Origin of the sequence: Frisingicoccus caecimuris, from assembly GCF_004340975.1 — a bacterium.
Taxonomy (GTDB): domain Bacteria; phylum Bacillota; class Clostridia; order Lachnospirales; family Lachnospiraceae; genus Frisingicoccus; species Frisingicoccus caecimuris.
The window spans coordinates 1-15,939 of the sequence record NZ_SLXA01000002.1 but is presented as its reverse complement, the minus strand read 5'-3'; the positions used below and the strand labels follow the sequence as shown (position 1 = coordinate 15,939).

24 protein-coding genes and 1 pseudogene are annotated in these 15,939 nt (G+C 42.1%); 24 read left to right on the top strand and 1 reads right to left on the bottom strand.

What is annotated here, in order from left to right:
- Positions 1-3: 3 nt before the first annotated feature.
- The 19 genes and pseudogenes from EV212_RS02430 (at position 4) to EV212_RS02345 (ending at position 13,380) form a co-directional block, all read left to right on the top strand.
- Entirely contained in the window at positions 4-672 is a 669-nt protein-coding gene (locus EV212_RS02430; RefSeq protein ID WP_132088360.1) for an ABC transporter ATP-binding protein, read from the top strand.
- Complete coding sequence (locus EV212_RS02425) at positions 669-1,220, top strand: hypothetical protein (RefSeq protein WP_132088357.1); 552 nt, start codon at positions 669-671, stop codon at positions 1,218-1,220. The genes EV212_RS02430 and EV212_RS02425 overlap by 4 nt, the downstream gene beginning before the upstream one ends.
- A gap of 459 nt (positions 1,221-1,679) precedes the next feature.
- On the top strand, positions 1,680-1,898 hold the full coding sequence (locus tag EV212_RS02420) for a helix-turn-helix transcriptional regulator (protein ID WP_039865070.1): 219 nt from the start codon (positions 1,680-1,682) through the stop codon (positions 1,896-1,898).
- Positions 1,899-1,900: 2 nt separating this feature from the next.
- On the top strand, positions 1,901-2,218 hold the full coding sequence (locus tag EV212_RS02415; protein ID WP_006060455.1) for a hypothetical protein: 318 nt from the start codon (positions 1,901-1,903) through the stop codon (positions 2,216-2,218).
- Between the two features lie 162 nt (positions 2,219-2,380).
- Entirely contained in the window at positions 2,381-3,364 is a 984-nt protein-coding gene (locus tag EV212_RS02410; protein WP_006060456.1) for a M50 family metallopeptidase, read from the top strand.
- A 154-nt stretch (positions 3,365-3,518) separates the two neighbouring features.
- Positions 3,519-3,977 (top strand): RNA polymerase sigma factor, encoded by a 459-nt coding sequence (locus tag EV212_RS02405; RefSeq protein WP_039865071.1) that lies wholly within the window; start codon positions 3,519-3,521, stop codon positions 3,975-3,977.
- Positions 3,955-4,152, top strand: coding sequence for a helix-turn-helix domain-containing protein (locus EV212_RS02400; protein ID WP_006060459.1), 198 nt, complete (start codon positions 3,955-3,957; stop codon positions 4,150-4,152). The genes EV212_RS02405 and EV212_RS02400 overlap by 23 nt, the downstream gene beginning before the upstream one ends.
- A gap of 604 nt (positions 4,153-4,756) precedes the next feature.
- Positions 4,757-5,155 carry a plasmid mobilization protein gene (locus EV212_RS02395; protein ID WP_039865072.1) on the top strand — a complete coding sequence of 133 codons (399 nt, stop codon included), beginning with the start codon at positions 4,757-4,759 and terminating at the stop codon, positions 5,153-5,155.
- A complete protein-coding gene (locus tag EV212_RS02390) occupies positions 5,127-6,749 on the top strand; it encodes a relaxase/mobilization nuclease domain-containing protein (protein WP_006060462.1) in 1,623 nt (540 codons plus the stop codon). The genes EV212_RS02395 and EV212_RS02390 overlap by 29 nt, the downstream gene beginning before the upstream one ends.
- A gap of 186 nt (positions 6,750-6,935) precedes the next feature.
- Positions 6,936-7,127: a hypothetical protein gene (locus EV212_RS02385; protein ID WP_083787635.1), complete on the top strand. Its 192-nt coding sequence runs from the start codon at positions 6,936-6,938 to the stop codon at positions 7,125-7,127.
- The gene (locus EV212_RS02380) at positions 7,117-7,854 is read left to right on the top strand and encodes a phage replisome organizer N-terminal domain-containing protein (RefSeq protein ID WP_132088354.1); all 738 of its coding nucleotides are present in this window, start codon (positions 7,117-7,119) and stop codon (positions 7,852-7,854) included. Before EV212_RS02385 ends, EV212_RS02380 begins: the two co-directional genes overlap by 11 nt.
- On the top strand, positions 7,851-8,705 hold the full coding sequence (locus EV212_RS02375) for an ATP-binding protein (protein WP_132088350.1): 855 nt from the start codon (positions 7,851-7,853) through the stop codon (positions 8,703-8,705). The genes EV212_RS02380 and EV212_RS02375 overlap by 4 nt, the downstream gene beginning before the upstream one ends.
- Complete coding sequence (locus EV212_RS02370; protein WP_132088347.1) at positions 8,702-8,884, top strand: transposon-encoded TnpW family protein; 183 nt, start codon at positions 8,702-8,704, stop codon at positions 8,882-8,884. The genes EV212_RS02375 and EV212_RS02370 overlap by 4 nt, the downstream gene beginning before the upstream one ends.
- Positions 8,885-8,984: 100 nt before the next feature.
- Entirely contained in the window at positions 8,985-10,595 is a 1,611-nt protein-coding gene (locus tag EV212_RS02365) for a recombinase family protein (protein ID WP_132088344.1), read from the top strand.
- A gap of 21 nt (positions 10,596-10,616) precedes the next feature.
- A pseudogene (locus tag EV212_RS14080) lies at positions 10,617-10,697 on the top strand (Maff2 family mobile element protein); the annotation flags it as partial.
- Position 10,698: 1 nt separating this feature from the next.
- Entirely contained in the window at positions 10,699-11,028 is a 330-nt protein-coding gene (locus tag EV212_RS02360) for a hypothetical protein (protein ID WP_165873270.1), read from the top strand.
- A 75-nt stretch (positions 11,029-11,103) separates the two neighbouring features.
- Complete coding sequence (locus EV212_RS02355) at positions 11,104-11,592, top strand: hypothetical protein (RefSeq protein WP_132088338.1); 489 nt, start codon at positions 11,104-11,106, stop codon at positions 11,590-11,592.
- A gap of 50 nt (positions 11,593-11,642) precedes the next feature.
- Complete coding sequence (locus EV212_RS02350; RefSeq protein WP_132088335.1) at positions 11,643-12,005, top strand: hypothetical protein; 363 nt, start codon at positions 11,643-11,645, stop codon at positions 12,003-12,005.
- A 232-nt stretch (positions 12,006-12,237) separates the two neighbouring features.
- Entirely contained in the window at positions 12,238-13,380 is a 1,143-nt protein-coding gene (locus EV212_RS02345) for a hypothetical protein (protein WP_132088332.1), read from the top strand.
- Between the two features lie 90 nt (positions 13,381-13,470).
- On the opposite strand, the gene EV212_RS02340 is transcribed toward EV212_RS02345, so the two are convergent.
- Entirely contained in the window at positions 13,471-13,683 is a 213-nt protein-coding gene (locus EV212_RS02340; protein ID WP_040015714.1) for a helix-turn-helix domain-containing protein, read from the bottom strand.
- 109 nt (positions 13,684-13,792) lie between these two features.
- On the opposite strand from EV212_RS02340, the gene EV212_RS02335 reads away from it, so the two are divergent.
- The 5 genes from EV212_RS02335 (at position 13,793) to EV212_RS13390 (ending at position 15,731) form a co-directional block, all read left to right on the top strand.
- Complete coding sequence (locus EV212_RS02335; RefSeq protein ID WP_132088329.1) at positions 13,793-14,206, top strand: hypothetical protein; 414 nt, start codon at positions 13,793-13,795, stop codon at positions 14,204-14,206.
- 77 nt (positions 14,207-14,283) lie between these two features.
- The gene (locus EV212_RS02330) at positions 14,284-14,598 is read left to right on the top strand and encodes a hypothetical protein (RefSeq protein WP_005335418.1); all 315 of its coding nucleotides are present in this window, start codon (positions 14,284-14,286) and stop codon (positions 14,596-14,598) included.
- 230 nt (positions 14,599-14,828) lie between these two features.
- The gene (locus EV212_RS02325) at positions 14,829-15,080 is read left to right on the top strand and encodes a hypothetical protein (RefSeq protein ID WP_243115437.1); all 252 of its coding nucleotides are present in this window, start codon (positions 14,829-14,831) and stop codon (positions 15,078-15,080) included.
- An 83-nt stretch (positions 15,081-15,163) separates the two neighbouring features.
- Positions 15,164-15,499 carry a hypothetical protein gene (locus EV212_RS02320; protein ID WP_005335412.1) on the top strand — a complete coding sequence of 112 codons (336 nt, stop codon included), beginning with the start codon at positions 15,164-15,166 and terminating at the stop codon, positions 15,497-15,499.
- Positions 15,500-15,587: 88 nt separating this feature from the next.
- Positions 15,588-15,731: a hypothetical protein gene (locus EV212_RS13390; protein WP_005335410.1), complete on the top strand. Its 144-nt coding sequence runs from the start codon at positions 15,588-15,590 to the stop codon at positions 15,729-15,731.
- Positions 15,732-15,939: the final 208 nt, after the last annotated feature.

The window sequence follows — 15,939 nt, the reverse complement described above, 5'->3', positions numbered from 1 at the left end:
GGAATGTATTTGGAATTGAAGAATGTGTCTAAAAAAATCGGAAAGGCTGATATTATAAAAAATGTAAATTTAAGTATGGAAAAAGGGCATATTTACGGACTTTGGGGAAAAAACGGTTGCGGAAAAACGATGTTAATGCGTTTGATTAGCGGCTTGGTTTTCTTATCAGATGGAGAAATTCTTATTGGTGGAGAGTCCTTAGGAAAAGATATTTCTTTTCCACGGAGTATTGGGGCGTTGATTGAGAGCCCTGGTTTTATATCGGGGTACAGTGGATTTAAAAATTTGAAGGTGTTAGCTTCTATACAGAACAAAATATCCGATGAAGAGATTGACATAATAATGAAGACTCTTGGATTGAATCCACAGGATAAGAAAAGAGTAAAAAAATATTCATTGGGAATGCGGCAAAAACTAGGGATTGCAGCGGCACTTATGGAACAGCCTGATTTAATTTTGCTGGATGAACCAACAAATGCTTTGGACGAGCATAGTACAAAAATATTAAAAGAGTTGCTCTTTGAACATAAAAAGAGAGGCGCCTTAATTATTATATCTTGTCATATACGAGAAGATTTAGAGTTTTTATCGGATGAAATTTTTTGTATGCAGGAAGGTAAGATGATTAGTCATTATATACCTAGTGAGCTGAGGAAAGAGGTCGAGTTGTGATAAGATTAAAAAGATGGTTAATAAAAATTATCGTGATTACTTTATTAGCAGTTTATGGAATTTGTGTTATCAGAGTTAATAGTAAATATCCTCAAACAAAGGTAGAGATTGTGGGATTAAATCAATGTATTGAGTATCAGGGAGCAAATGTATTGATTACAGATGGTTATGTCATGAATGAAACAGATATAAATCGATATTTCTCATGGGAAAAAGAGCATTATGGTGGGTGTATTGGTATAGTGGCAGATGTTCTAATTGAGAATAATTCATTTACAGAGAAGAAAATTGATCTTACAGCCTTGATATTTGAATCAGGGGGATGGAAAAATGCGATTCACTATATGGCGTTTACTAAGTTAAATGAAGATAATGAAAAAATGAGTTTTAACCCGATTTTACAGCCAGGAGAAAATATACAATTAAAATTGCCGACATTTGTGGCTCCAATTCATATGCGAGAATCACAGTGGGATAGTTTTTTAGAGCGCGATATATATTTAACTTTTTCATTATATCCGGAAAAACTTATGGCAGAATTATTTTGATTTATGAATGGCTATGGTGACCTGAAACATGTCGTTGATGGCCACCTGCTTGTTTTAGACAATTATGAGTATATAATTGAATTATCAAACAAGATAATAAAGGGGCGTCACTATGGAAGAACTGTTTCGTGTATATTTTACATATGGGATTTTAGGGTGTGGGATAATCATTGTTTATACAATATATAGAATAAAAGATATATATTCATCAAAAAATACATCAATATATTTGAATGTAAAGTATCCCATATGGCATCGATACATTATTGGTTTTATGGTGTTGATTGTTACAACTCTTATTATAATGCTCATGTGCGATAAAGTAACAAACAAAGATTTTGATAGGCAGCCGCCCACTATTCCTTAAATATTTCAAAATCTTTATTTCACAAAATGCAAGAAATATGTTATACTCATATTTACACAGTACCACTAAAATCAAAGAAAGGTGGCGAACCAATGGCAAGTAACAAATACCGATTTGAAAGCAAAATCCATGTTTATAGAGCTACAAAGAGAATGACACAACAAGAACTTGCCGATTTGGTGGGTGTTTCAAGGCAGACTATTATGCAGCTTGAAAGAAATAGGTACAATCCTTCTATGTTGTTAGTTTATAATATTGCAAAAGTCTTTGGTGTGACGATTGAAGATTTATTTGATTTTGAGGAGGTATAATAATGTCAGAGTTAATATATAAATTGATGAACGATATGACATTTACATGGTTTCTTTGGGGCGTAACAATTCTTCTTTCCATTTTATTTTTTGCCTACTGCCTTTCAAAAGAGGGACGTGATGAACATGGTAGGACTATTATTGGTACAGCTTGTTTTTATGGAATAATCGCCATGTTTATCTTCATGAATATATTAAGCTATTTTATGTACGCTGCGATAGAAAACATAGTGATATTTGCTAATGCTTTACGGTTAGTGTATGACGGCTTTTTGATTGTAGTTTTAATTTCTATTTTGGTTTTAAGAAAAATTCGATAACATAGTATTCGCCGCTCAAATATCAAAGTCTTATTATTCCGAGTGGCGAATTTATTTACCCTTTAAGTATGAAATACTTTACATACAGCAAGAAATAGTATATAATCGAGAGGTGGGTGAGCTATATCCAAAAGGTCAATATCAGTCAGGAGGAACAGAAACATGGTTGGTTCAATATCTTTAATTCTCTTTTTGATTTTCGCCGTATTGTTACAAATAGTCGTACATGAAGCTGGACATCTTGTGTTTGGGCTAATGACAGGATATAAATTCGTTTCTTTTACAATTTTGAATATTCGGATATACAAAAGAGATAAGAAACTTACTGTAGGACTCTCTCCGGTAATCGGTGCGGGTGGTCAAGCTGCTATGGAACCTAATTTTAGTGAATCTGATAATATTCCGGTTTTCTGGTATAATGCCGGCGGAACAGTTTTTAATTTGCTTTTAAGTTTTCTTGCGGGATGGTTTGTTCTATGGCTTAATGATGAATCGTTTATAAGAACTTTTTTTGTAGCCATTGCCATTGTTGGACTATTTTTTGCCGTTTCTAATGGCATACCAATGCGAACACATTTGCAAACAAATGACGCTTATAATATTTTAATGATGATAAATAATCCAAGTGCAAAACGGGCTTTTTACAGAATTATGAAAATAAATGCGTTTGGCATGGAAGAAAGAATCATTTTGGACTATCCAGCAATTTTATTTTCTGACTTGCCGGAAAATGACTATAATAATCCTCTTATTTGCTGTTTTGCCATTGATAAGATTTTCTATTTTTTAGAATTGGAGGAATATCAAAAGGCATTGGATATATGTAATGAAATGCTTAAAGCAAAAAATATTCCGGGCATTTACAAAAATGAAGCAACCTGCGAGAAACAGTTTTGCGAAATAATGTTAGGAATAACATCAACGAATAAACCGTACTTTCTCAAAAAAAGCACGACAAAGGCAAGGCTTGTTCCACTGGCTTCGTATCATACACAATATTCCTATGCAGCGTTTATCTCGCATGATAAAGACAAAGCCGAAAAGATATTAAATAGCTTTGAAAGAGATTGTAAAAAAAGCTGCAACAGAGGAATCATCACACATGAAAGATACATATTTAACTTATTAAAGCAAAGGTCTGTATAAAATAGCAAAACCAGTCGAGCCAGTCAACGGTCAAGATGAACGGCGCATACTGCGCCGCCGTTGACAGCCCCGCCCGCCTTTGCTGGTAGGCAATCAAGGGGCGACAGCAAGGAGTGCTGCCGCCCCTCACATTATTCAGAAAGGGGGATTTTCCATGACCGAATTTGAAGAATATCAAAAGCATATCCAATACACGCATAATGCTTTTTGCAGGATTGTTATTCGCCATGCGTCCATTGACGCAGCCCGCAAGCTGTATTCAAAGTGGAAGCGGGAAATCTCCCTTGAATACCTGTCCGAAGAAAAATTCATGCCGTTTGCCGCCACAGATGAATACTTTGCGAAGCCGCCGTCGAGCGAGGAATACCCGTTCACGGTCTGCGGTCAGACTGTCATGTTAAGCAATCCAGATCTTGCCGCAGCCCTGTCCTCTCTGCCGGAAACAGAGCAGGAAATCATCTTCCTGTACTTCTTTGAACATCTAACCCATGAGGAAATCGGCAAGCGGTACGGACGGACACGCAGCACAGCCGGACGGCACATTTATCTTGACTTGCGCCGACTACGGGAGGAAATGGAGGTGTTAGCCCATGAGCAGGCTTCTCCCCTATGAAACAATCATACAGGCTACCAACGGGGAGCCGGAAGCGGTCAACGCCGTTCGTGCCCATTATGCCGGATATATCCGCTATTACTCCCACATCTACGGACATTACAACGTGGATATGGAGGACTACATCAAGACGAAGCTGATAGAAAGCCTATTCAAGTTCCGGCTTGACCGATAAACTCACAACTGAATAACCGCCGCCATACAGCGGCACACGGAGCAGGAAATCAGTGATAAGGTTTCCTGCTTTTTTGCGCTCATTTTTCGCCGGAGAGCCAGCTTGCCGCTCCTTGATAAAAAAGTTCCGGTTTTATTCGGCGTTTTTGAAAAAACCCTGTATTACCCCACGAAAAGGGAAAATAAGATAAAAATTTCTGAAATCTCCGTCTATTTTACCTTTTGCTGGTTTGTAGGTATTAAAGAGAAAAATATCCGCCGCAGCATTGGCAAAAATTTTTCTTCTCCGTGGAGGGGAACAGCGGGCAGAAAAGGCATTTTGATTTGTCTTGTTAGTGAAAAGCGGGCAGAAACTGCCGTTGCAATCGCTTTGTTAGTGAAGTCAGAGAAGCCAAAACGCCCCGCCGGAATTGTAGTAGTAAGTGAAGGGAGCCGGAAGCTGCCACTTTTTTAGAGCAAGATTCTACCACAGTACCAAAATTCGCTTATCCGCTCATTTTGCCCCTGCGGGAATCTTGTTGGGGAGTGCCTTCCCCAAACCCTGCTTTACGGCTTGCGCCGCTCATACCGCCGCCGTTATGCGGCAACCGAAAGGAGGTCATACCATGCGAAAGAAATACAACACGCCCCACCGCTGCCATGTGATAAAAACCCGGCTGTCCGATGAAGAACACGCCGACTTCATGGAGCGGCTGGCGGCTTATCAAATCAGCCAGTCCGAGTTTATCCGGCAAGCCATACAGGGGGCAACCATACGCCCCGTGATTACCGTTTCCCCCGTCAATGATGAATTGCTTTCCGCTGTCGGGAAGCTAACCGCCGAGTACGGACGGATCGGCGGCAACTTAAACCAGATAGCCCGCTTTTTGAATGAGTACGGCGCACCCTACGCCAACTTATCCGGCGAGGTACGGGGAGCCGCCGCCGACCTTGCCGCCCTCAAGTTTGAAGTCCTCAAGAAAGTAGGTGACGCTATTGGCGATACTCAAACATATCAGCTCTAAAAATGCGGACTACGGGGACGCTGAAAAGTATCTCACATTCGAGCATGACGAGTTTACCATGAAGCCCACCCTTGACGCAGACGGGCGGCTGATACCAAGGACAGACTACCGCATTTCTTCTTTGAATTGCAACGGGGAGGATTTTGCCATTGCCTGTATGCGTTCCAATCTCCGCTATGGCAAGAACCAGAAACGGGAGGACGTAAAGAGCCACCATTATATCATCAGCTTTGACCCCCGTGACGGCCCGGACAACGGCTTGACCGTAGACCGGGCGCAGGAGTTGGGCGAGAAGTTTTGCAGAGAGCATTTCCCCGGACACCAAGCCCTTGTATGCACCCACCCGGACGGGCATAATCACACTGAAAACATCCATGTGCATATCGTCATTAACAGCCTGCGGATTGCGGAGGTTCCCATGCTGCCCCACATGGACAGACCAGCGGACAGAAAAGCAGGCTGCAAACACCGCTGTACAGACGCAGCCATGAACTATCTGAAAGCCGAAGTCATGGAAATGTGCCACAGCGAGGGGCTTTACCAGATTGACCTTTTGAATGGCAGCAAGGAACGAGTGACCGACCGGGAATACTGGGCGCAGAAGAAAGGACAAGCCGCACTGGACGAGCGCAACGCCCCCATGATTGCGGACAGTATCACACCCCGCACGACCAAGTTTGAAACAGACAAGGCGAAGCTGCGCCGGACTATCCGGGCAGCACTTTCCGAAGCGACCAGCTTTGACGAGTTTTCTTCTCTGCTTCTCCGGGAGGGCGTGACCGTCAAGGAGAGCCGGGGGCGACTGTCCTACCTCACGCCGGACAGGGCAAAACCTATTACCGCCCGCAAACTGGGGGACGATTTTGACCGCACCGCCGTCCTCTCCACTTTGGAGCAGAACGCCGCCAGAGCCGCCGAAAAAGCCGCAGCCATACCGGAATACCCCGCCAGTATCAAAGAGCGGTTACAGAGGACAAAACCAGCGAAAAACGCCCCGAAGAATGACGGTGTGCAGCGCATGGTTGACATAGCCGCAAAGAAAGCCGAGGGCAAGGGACGGGGCTATGAGAAGTGGGCGACCATGCACAACCTAAAGCAAATGGCGGCTACCCTTGCCGCCTACCAGCAATACGGCTTTTCTTCCCCGGAAGAACTGGACGAAGCCCTCACAGCCGCCCATGCGGATATGCAGGAAAGCCTTGCTGGACTGAAAGCACTGGAAGCCGCCATAGCAGACAAAAAGGAATTGCAGCGCAATCTCCTAAGCTACATCGGCACCAAGCCCGCCCGTGACGGGCTGAAAGCGCAGAAATCGGAGAAAGCCCGGAAAGCCTACCGGGAGCAGCACCAGAGCGACTTTATCCTTGCGGAATCCGCCGCCCGCTATTTCAAGGCACATGGAATCACGAAGCTGCCAGCCAGCAAAGCCCTACAAAGAGAGATTGAGCAGCTTACCGTCCAGAAGAACACCGGATATAACGACTACCGGGAAAAGCGTGAGCGTGTCCGCCAGCTTCAGACCGTCAAGGGCAATATCGACCAGATTTTGCGCCGGGAGCCGAGCCAGCAGAAAAAGCAGGAACAGGAGCGTTAAAGACTGCCCCGAAATGATACCGAAACCATACAAAAACGAGGGTGTGGGCTTTCCCCTTACCGCAATACTCCCCGACTTCCAAACGGGGCTTACAGAGCGGAAAAAGCCCGAAAATGACACCGAGAACATACAGAAAATGCCGCCTATCCCGCCACGCCGATAGAAACGGCAGAAAGGAGCCTACGATTGCCAAGAATGAGCAAGAAGCGGAAAGAGGAATGGTCTTTCTTCCTCAACCACCGCAACCGTATCACATACAACGACCTATGCCGGGGCTGTACCCGTGACTGCAAGCAGAGCTTCCGGGCAATTATCATACTCTGCCCCCGCTACTACTCCAAACGCTGGAAAAAGGAGGGCGCAGCCAATGGCAGATAACCGCAAATACTACTACCTCAAGCTGAAAGAGAACTTTTTTGACAGCGACTCCATTGTGCTGTTGGAGGATATGAAAGACGGGATTTTGTACTCCAATATCCTGTTGAAGCTGTACTTAAAATCGTTGAAAAACGGCGGAAAGTTGCAGCTTGACGAACATATCCCCTATACGGCGCAAATGATTGCGACGCTTACCCGCCACCAGATAGGGACGGTTGAACGGGCTTTAGAGATTTTCCGGCAGTTGGGGCTTGTGGAGCAGCTTAACAGCGGGCTTCTCTACATGACCGACATTGAACTGATGATAGGTCAGTCCTCTACCGAAGCGGAACGGAAACGGGCTGCAAGGCTGGAAAACAGGGCGCTTTTGCCGCCCCGGACAAACGGCGGACATTTGTCCGACATTCGTCCACCAGAGATAGAGATAAAGAAAGAGATAGATATAGAGATAGAAAAAGAGAGAGAGTTAGAAACGGGACACCCCGCCGCCTATGGCAGATATAACAATGTATTTCTTTCAGACAAGGAACTTGCCGAACTGAAAGCAGAACTTCCCGGCAAGTGGGAGTATTACATTGACCGCCTATCCTGCCATATCGCTTCCAGCGGGAAGAAATACAAAAGCCATGCAGCCACGATTTACAAGTGGGCGCAGGAGGACGAAGCAAAGAAGAAGCCGAAGAAAGGCATACCCGATTACACTTGCAAGGAGGGAGAAAGTTTATGAGCCAGTTTGATGATATGGTTTTGAATATGACGCAGACCACGCCGGAGCCGGAGGACTATACCGGAGAGGACGGGCTTTTATACTGCGGGAAGTGCCGCAAGCCCAAAGAAGCCTACTTCCCCAAAGAAACCGCCGCATGGCTGGGACATGACCGCCACCCGGCAGAGTGCGACTGCCAGCGGGCAGCGCGTGAAAAGCGGGAAGCCGCCGAGAAGCGGCGCACCCACCTTGAAGCGGTTGAGCGTTTGAAGCAGCGGGGCTTTACCAATCCGGCTATGCGGGAATGGACGTTTGACAACGACAACGGGAAATGCCCGCAGATGAAGCACGCCCGTTCTTATGTGGAATGTTGGGAGCAGATGAAAGCGGAAAATATCGGCTTGCTTTTGTGGGGCAAAGTCGGCACAGGCAAGAGTTATTTCGCCGGGTGTATCGCAAACGCCCTCATGGAGCGTGAAATTGCCGTGTGCATGACGAACTTTGCATTGATACTCAATGACCTTGCCGCCAGCTTCAAGGACAGGAATGAGTACATATCCCGTCTTTGCAGCTTTCCGCTTCTCATTCTTGACGATTTCGGCATGGAACGGGGGACGGAATACGGTTTAGAGCAGGTCTACAACGTGATTGACAGCCGATACCGCAGCAACAAGCCGCTAATCGTTACGACCAATCTCACGCTGGAGGACTTGCAGCACCCGGAGGACACCGCCCACGCCCGCATTTATGACCGTCTGCTTGAAATGTGTTCCCCCGTCCGGTTTACCGGGGAGAATTTCAGAAAAGCCACGGCACAGGAAAAAATGAAACGCTTGAAAACGCTGCTAAATGGAAAGGAGAGCCGCCTATGACCAACACCCCAAAGCATGACCGCACCGCCCGCCGCCCGGATTGCGTGACGGAAATCCGTGTAGGCAACTCTGTCCTTGTCGTTTCCGGCTATTTCAAGGAGAACACCACCGCCACCGCCGCCGACAAAATGATGAAAGTACTGGAAGCCGAAGCTGCTACACAAAAATCGGCAATTTGACGGGACGTAAAGAAGCAGAAACCGCTATACAACCGCCCCTGTTCCGTGGTACAATAAAGCTACGGAATAGTGGGGCTGGCTGTCGGAAATGGAGGACACTATGTTAAGACAGACCACCCGAAACCTTATTACCGCCCTTTATCCGAGATTATCCCACGAGGACGAACTGCAAGGCGAGAGCAATTCTATTTCAAACCAGAAACGTATTCTTGAAACCTATGCAAAGCAGAACGGCTTTTCTAATCTGCAATGGTACACAGACGACGGTTATTCTGGGGCGAACTTCCAAAGACCGGGCTTCCAAGCCATGCTTGCAGACATTGAAGCCGGGAAAGTCGGCACCGTCATAGTCAAGGATATGTCACGATTAGGGCGAAACTACCTGCAAGTGGGAATGTACACAGAAATGATATTCCCGCAGAAAGGCGTCCGCTTTATCGCTATCAATGACGGAGTGGACAGCGCACAGGGCGACAATGATTTTGCCCCGCTGCGGAACATTTTCAATGAATGGCTGGTGAGAGATACGAGCAAGAAAATCAAGGCAGTAAAACGGTCTAAGGGCATGAGCGGCAAGCCTGTCACAAGCAAGCCCGTGTACGGCTACCTCATGGACGAGGACGAAAATTTCATCATTGACGAGGAAGCCGCCCCCGTAGTCAAGCAGATATACAGCTTGTGCCTTGCCGGGAACGGGCCGACCAAAATCGCCCGTATGCTCACGGAGCAGCAGATCCCCACGCCAGGGACGCTGGAATACCGCAGGACGGGCAGCACCCGCCGCTACCACCCCGGCTATGAGTGCAAGTGGGCGACGAACACCGTTGTACATATCCTTGAAAACAGGGAGTACACGGGCTGTCTGGTAAACTTCAAAACGGAGAAGCCGTCCTACAAGACCAAGCACAGCGTAGAGAACCCCATTGAGAAACAGGCGATTTTCCCAGACCACCATGAGCCTATCATTGACGGGGATATTTGGGAGCGAGTGCAGGAGTTACGAAAGCAGCGCAAACGCCCGAACCGCTATGATGAAGTGGGCTTGTTTTCCGGTTTGCTGTTCTGCGCCGACTGCGGTAGCGTCCTTTATCAGCAGCGTTACCAGAACGCCGCCCGGAAACAGGATTGCTACATCTGCGGCAGCTACAAGAAGCGTACCCATGACTGTACGGCGCACTTTATCCGCACCGACCTGTTGACCGCCGGAGTGACAGATAATCTGCGGAAAGTTACCAGCTATGCGGCGAAGCACGAAGCCCGCTTTATGAAGCTGCTGATTGAGCAGAACGAGGACGGGGGCAAGCGCAGGAACGCCGCAAAGAAAAAGGAACTGGAAGCCGCCGAGAAGCGTATCGGCGAACTATCCGCTATCTTCAAGCGGTTGTATGAGGACAGCGTGACCGGGCGCATTTCTGATGAACGGTTTACGGAACTGTCGGCAGACTATGAAGCCGAGCAGAAAGAACTGAAAGAGCGAGCCGCCGCATTACAGGCGGAACTTTCCAAAGCACAGGAAGCCACCGTAAACGCCGGAAAGTTTATGAATATCGTCCGCAAGAACATGAATTTTGAAGAACTTACCCCTACCCTGTTGCGGGAGTTTGTAGAGAAAATCATAGTGCATGAGTGCAGCTATGACGAGAACGGAACCCGCAGACAGGAAATTGAAATCTATTACTCTTTCGTCGGCAAAGTAGACTTGCCCGAATGACCGCCCGACCTATCCGACACAATGCGCAAGTGCCGGATAGGAACGGCAAAATTTTTTACACTTCTTTTACTTCTTTATCACACATCAGCAAATTATAGGGGTTATGTATTTAAATTGTATCGGTGAATGGATACTGTTAGAGAATATTATGCCATTGTGGGAATATTTAATATGGATTGAAGCACTTTTATTGGCGTGTATTTCTATGTTAATTTCAGAAGCTAAAAACATATCGTTCGGAAACATTGGTATTGATTGTAAACATGGAATAATTCCCTGGGAGAGTATTTATAAATACGAGCGGAAAAGCGATGTTGAAATCTCTGTTTATGGCAAAGTGGGAAGAAAATATAAACAGCATATATGTATATATCATGTACCCGAGCAAAAAGAAGTAATTGATGATTTGTTGACAAAATATGGTAGGGCATAAGGAATGATAGAATAGAATCTGATTTGATAAAAGAGTTGGGCGCATCGGTGTCTTTTACGGGGGAGGCAAAGAGATATGATGAAAGAAAAAATGAGAAAATATTTTGGTATGGCATGTTTATTAGCTATTATGCTTCTTTTTCCGATAGAGTGGTACAGGTCAACCGTTCCGTCGGTCCTGGATGCCGATAATATAGAAATCTTTTTTCAATCAATAAATGGTATGCAAATATTTACATTTAATGGCGGCAGTATATTTATCACTTATATTTTATGTTTATTAATTCAATATCTGGTCATTGAGAATCATAAAGGGTATGTGATTGCTATGATCAGTAAAATCCTGCTTATATTCCAATTTATTACAGCGCCATTGTTTGTTTTGTATTCGGAAGAACATCGACAATTATTTCGGATTTATGAGCATGAGCTGTTTATGCAGCGCCTGGGGAATTATATTGTTCCGGTCTACAGAATAGGATTTTATCTGGCGACAGTTTTAGTGATTATTGGGGTCATACATAATATAATGTGTTTGCGGTATAGCAATAAAAAATCGTCTTAAATCCGGAAAATGTCAGAGAGAATATTGAAGCAGAATAATGGAGGTGTTCTATGAGTCGATTTGAATATAAGTTTTTTTACTGTGGGTTATGTTTGGTATTTTGGGTTTTGATTATTTGTTTTCAGCCATTGTATGATGTGATCAGAAATGAAATAGCGAATACTTTTCAAACAGAATATGCTTATCTGATTTATCTATATGAAGTTTGTCTTGCTTTTGTTTTTGGACTCAAAAATTTCTTTTCCCGTAAGGTTGCTTATAAAATATATATGATTACTGAAAGTATCTCAGTTATCATTTTAATAAGCTTAATGTTAGTTTACTGGTGGCATTATAGCTGGAATATTTTTATTTTCTTGTTGGCTTTGATGATTACAAATACCGTATTGCAAGTGAGGAGTTATAAAAAGTAAATAGAAAAGTGCAGTTGGTGGCCTGAAACGTGTCGTTGATGGCCACCTTCTTGTTTTTGCACAATTATGAATATATAATTGAATTATCAAATTTGATGAAATATGGTGATATCGATGTCAGAAGAAAGGGGAGGTATTGTATTGTTGAAAGTTTTATATTACAACGATTGATAATATTTATATTAATTTGCAGATTGATTTTATTAAAATACTTATAGAGGAGGAGTGGCTTATGAAAAAGAGTTTTGGCTTTTTTTGGTGTATGGTTTGCCTGGCGGTCTATGTGAGCGGATGTCAAAAGATGGAACCGCCGGTAAAGGGGGAAATAAATCAGGAAGCAGTGACAGTGGAATTTCCCGAATATTATGAAAAAGCATATGATAAGTTGAATTTTAAAACGGTAATCGTGGTGCCGGAGAAAGCAGATGTAAATGGACTGGAACGCTTTACAGCAAAGCGGGCGGGATATGACATGAATTCGGCTTATGATGCGTTTTTTAAGGATAGAGAAGTCAAAGAAATCCACGAAGGGGATGTTCTCGGGGACAATGGGAAAATGCTTAAATCCAAACATTATGTTGGCACAAATAAGGAGTATTTTCACATTAACGGGGAATCATTGACCTTTTCACTGCCTTTTTCAAATTATATTTTGAGATGCGTATACCCTGAATCCGGCCGTTCCCGGTACAATCTGGATAGATATGAACTCAATGGTGAATTGAAATTTATGAGTGGTGAGGATGTATATGAGGAAATATTGTCGGTTTTGAATCGTATCGGTTTTGAATCGGATATGGATTTTATACCATCGATATATGCGATGGATTATAAGATACTGGAACAGGAAGAATATGCCAGTGATATGTATGGAAATGAAGATACAAGTAAATATAAAGAATCGTGGAATGATCAGGATAGTTGTTATTATTGTTTTGTGCGTCAGAAAATTGAAGGATTGCCTTTATATTATGTGTATGGAAACGTCATGAAGAATGTGGAGGCGTGCTATACAGGGGTTGAAGTGATTTATTCAGAGGAAGGCATTCAACGCTTGGATATTGATAAATTATTTGAAATGAATCCTTCTGAGGAAAAGAAGCCGGTATCATTGCTTACTTTGGATGAATTAACTGAGAAAGTGGAGAGTCAGTATGAAATGATTATTTCAGATGATGTTTTTGAAGTCAATAAAATGGCGTTATATATGATGGCTCAAAAGAATACAGAGAATTCCTATGATATTTTTCCGGTCTGGATATTGTTTATGGACCAGATTCAGATGGATGGCGGGGAGGAGATTCGAACCCTGTGGGGAACTCTCGAAATCCCCGAAAATACAGCATTTCTTCAAATTCTGTTTGACTACAAGTGACTACATTTTGACTACATGGATATAAAATAACAATCAGAAAGGAGAAATCGTTCAGCATGGTATCGTTCTAATAAATACTTCTGCTACTCATTAAAAAACATTATCGTCTGGATAATGCGTCATAATATCTTCAATGTTACAATTCAAAATATTACACAATTTATCTATGGTGTTTACTTCTACATTTCGATTATGTCTCAGTCTGTTTAGTTGGGAACGATTCATATGATAACGAGTATACAAATCATATTGAGTAATTCCCTTAGACTTCATTGTTTCCCACAACTTGTCATATTTTATCATTTCACGCTTTTCCGCTTTCTTACAAATTTCTGTTGCTATGTAATTATTATTAGCGTAAAATTGTTTTAATAATAGTGTTCGTATACGAACACTGTAAGAGGTGGAAATATTGAAAAAACGCTTTATTACGGTATTTGTATTCATTGGTATTTTTACCACTTTGATTTACTTACAATATGGACGTGATGTTAAGGTGGAATCAAGTGTTCTGAATTGCTCCAGTGAATTTTATGAGCAAAGATTGACTATCATAGCGAATAAACTCTTTGTTTCAAATAAAGAAAAGTTTGCTGAAGAAATAATAGAACGATGTACAGATAACACTTTTCGTGAGGTACGTTTTTCGTATGACATAACAGGATATCCAAATAGAATATGTATTTCTGTTTATCCAAATGAATTAAGTCGAAAACTTGGGGATAATCATTTTACAATTTTATATCAAGCAGGCACAGAAAATAATTACGTCTACAATGTTAAAGACCGCCCAGAAATGTTCAAAATCAAGATTGAAACTGAATGACAATATTGTATCAGAATGATATAATATTACCATGAAAATAGTCGGAAAAATTGGAATTTGCAAGGAGGGTGGAAATTATGGATAAGTTAAAAAAGAATATGATTTTTTATATTGTATTGCTTGCAGATTTTTATGTTATTCCGTGTCTTATAAAAGACACAGGGAGCGGAATGATTGTTATGTTAATGATTGTTCCTTTGGTATGCTTAGTAACGTCTATTTTTTATGGAATTAGAAACGGTTTTCGCTTTTTGTATATTTTGATTGTACTTATTATGCTTATTCCATCTATATTTATTTTTTATAACTATACGGCGTGGGTTTATGTAGTTGCGTATACAGTTATTGCGTTACTAGGTAATTTAATAGCATTACCATTTAGAAAAAAATAAATTCGAGGTATGAGCATGAAAAGGATATATTTAATATTGGGTATTATATTCACAATAATAACCTTGATAGGTGTAGGATATGTTTTACTTAATCATGGAGAAGTAAAAGCAGGCTATGCTTGTGTCCCTATGGTTTTTGCAATAATTTTTATAGTAATGTATAGGATGAAGAAATAGACCATTTCCAGTTTATAGAAAGTGGTAAAAATGAATTTATGGAGGAGCAGAAAATGAGAATAAATTTCCGAACGCAAATAATTGCTACTATGATTTTGGTTATTGTAGGGTTTATAAGTTCTTTATGGTTCAATAAGGATATATATTATAATCTTGCGTGGGCCTTTACAGGTCTCGTCTTTTTCATTAACCCTGTATATCCACAAAATATAGTTCGTTTAGAACGGAAAGATGCAGAAAAGGGAATACGAATAGCAGGAATGATTTTGGTTGTTATTGGATTAACAAATGGATTTGGTATATAAATCCCAGTCTGTTTAACTGAGAAAGAAATAGAAAAAATGGAATTTGTGTAAAAATTAATCTTGAAAAACGAGGCGGTATTGTAATGAAAAAAATAGTAACGGCTTTGGTACTTTATACTTTATTGGTTACTGGTTGCGGAAAGAGTGATATTTCTAAAACCTATAAACAATCAGAACAAGATGGAATACTAATAACATACTATAAAATGAATGATGGAACATGGAAATGTGAGGATACAATATATCCATTTCGATTAGAACTGGACGGAAGAATGCCAAATGCTGAGGCAGATAGTTATTATGTCGTTCTTACGGACAATGAAAAATTGACCTTTGAAGATGTGTCAAAAAGCCTATATAGCAGTTCTTTTGAGGATATTAAAATAATGGAAAGCTCCATTATTGTGGAAATGAAATAACTGCCACTTGAGTTAAAAGAGCTAAATCCCAGTCTGTTTAACTGAGAAAGAAATAGAAAAATCAGAATTTTGCAAAGGAGGAGATTCAATGAAAAAAATCGGTTTAGGTATTGCGATACTACTTTTTGCTATCATAATCTCTCTTTGTTCATCAGGAATGGGGCTACTTGCTATCGGAATTGGGAGTGTAGGATTGATTTTTTCGATTATAGGATTTATGGAAAACAAGTAATAAAACAAATCCCAGTTTGTCGATATCCAGTGAGGTAAAGGAACAAGGCGAAGCCGATACGCCGTAGGGCAGTCCTTTACGGAACGGACACAGCCAATACCACCATGATACATGGAGCTGTCGCACTAAATAAAAATTAGTGCGGCAGCACTTTTTTTACCAAAAGCAAGAGCCGGGCTTCGAAAAGTCCGGCTCTTGGTGTAAAATT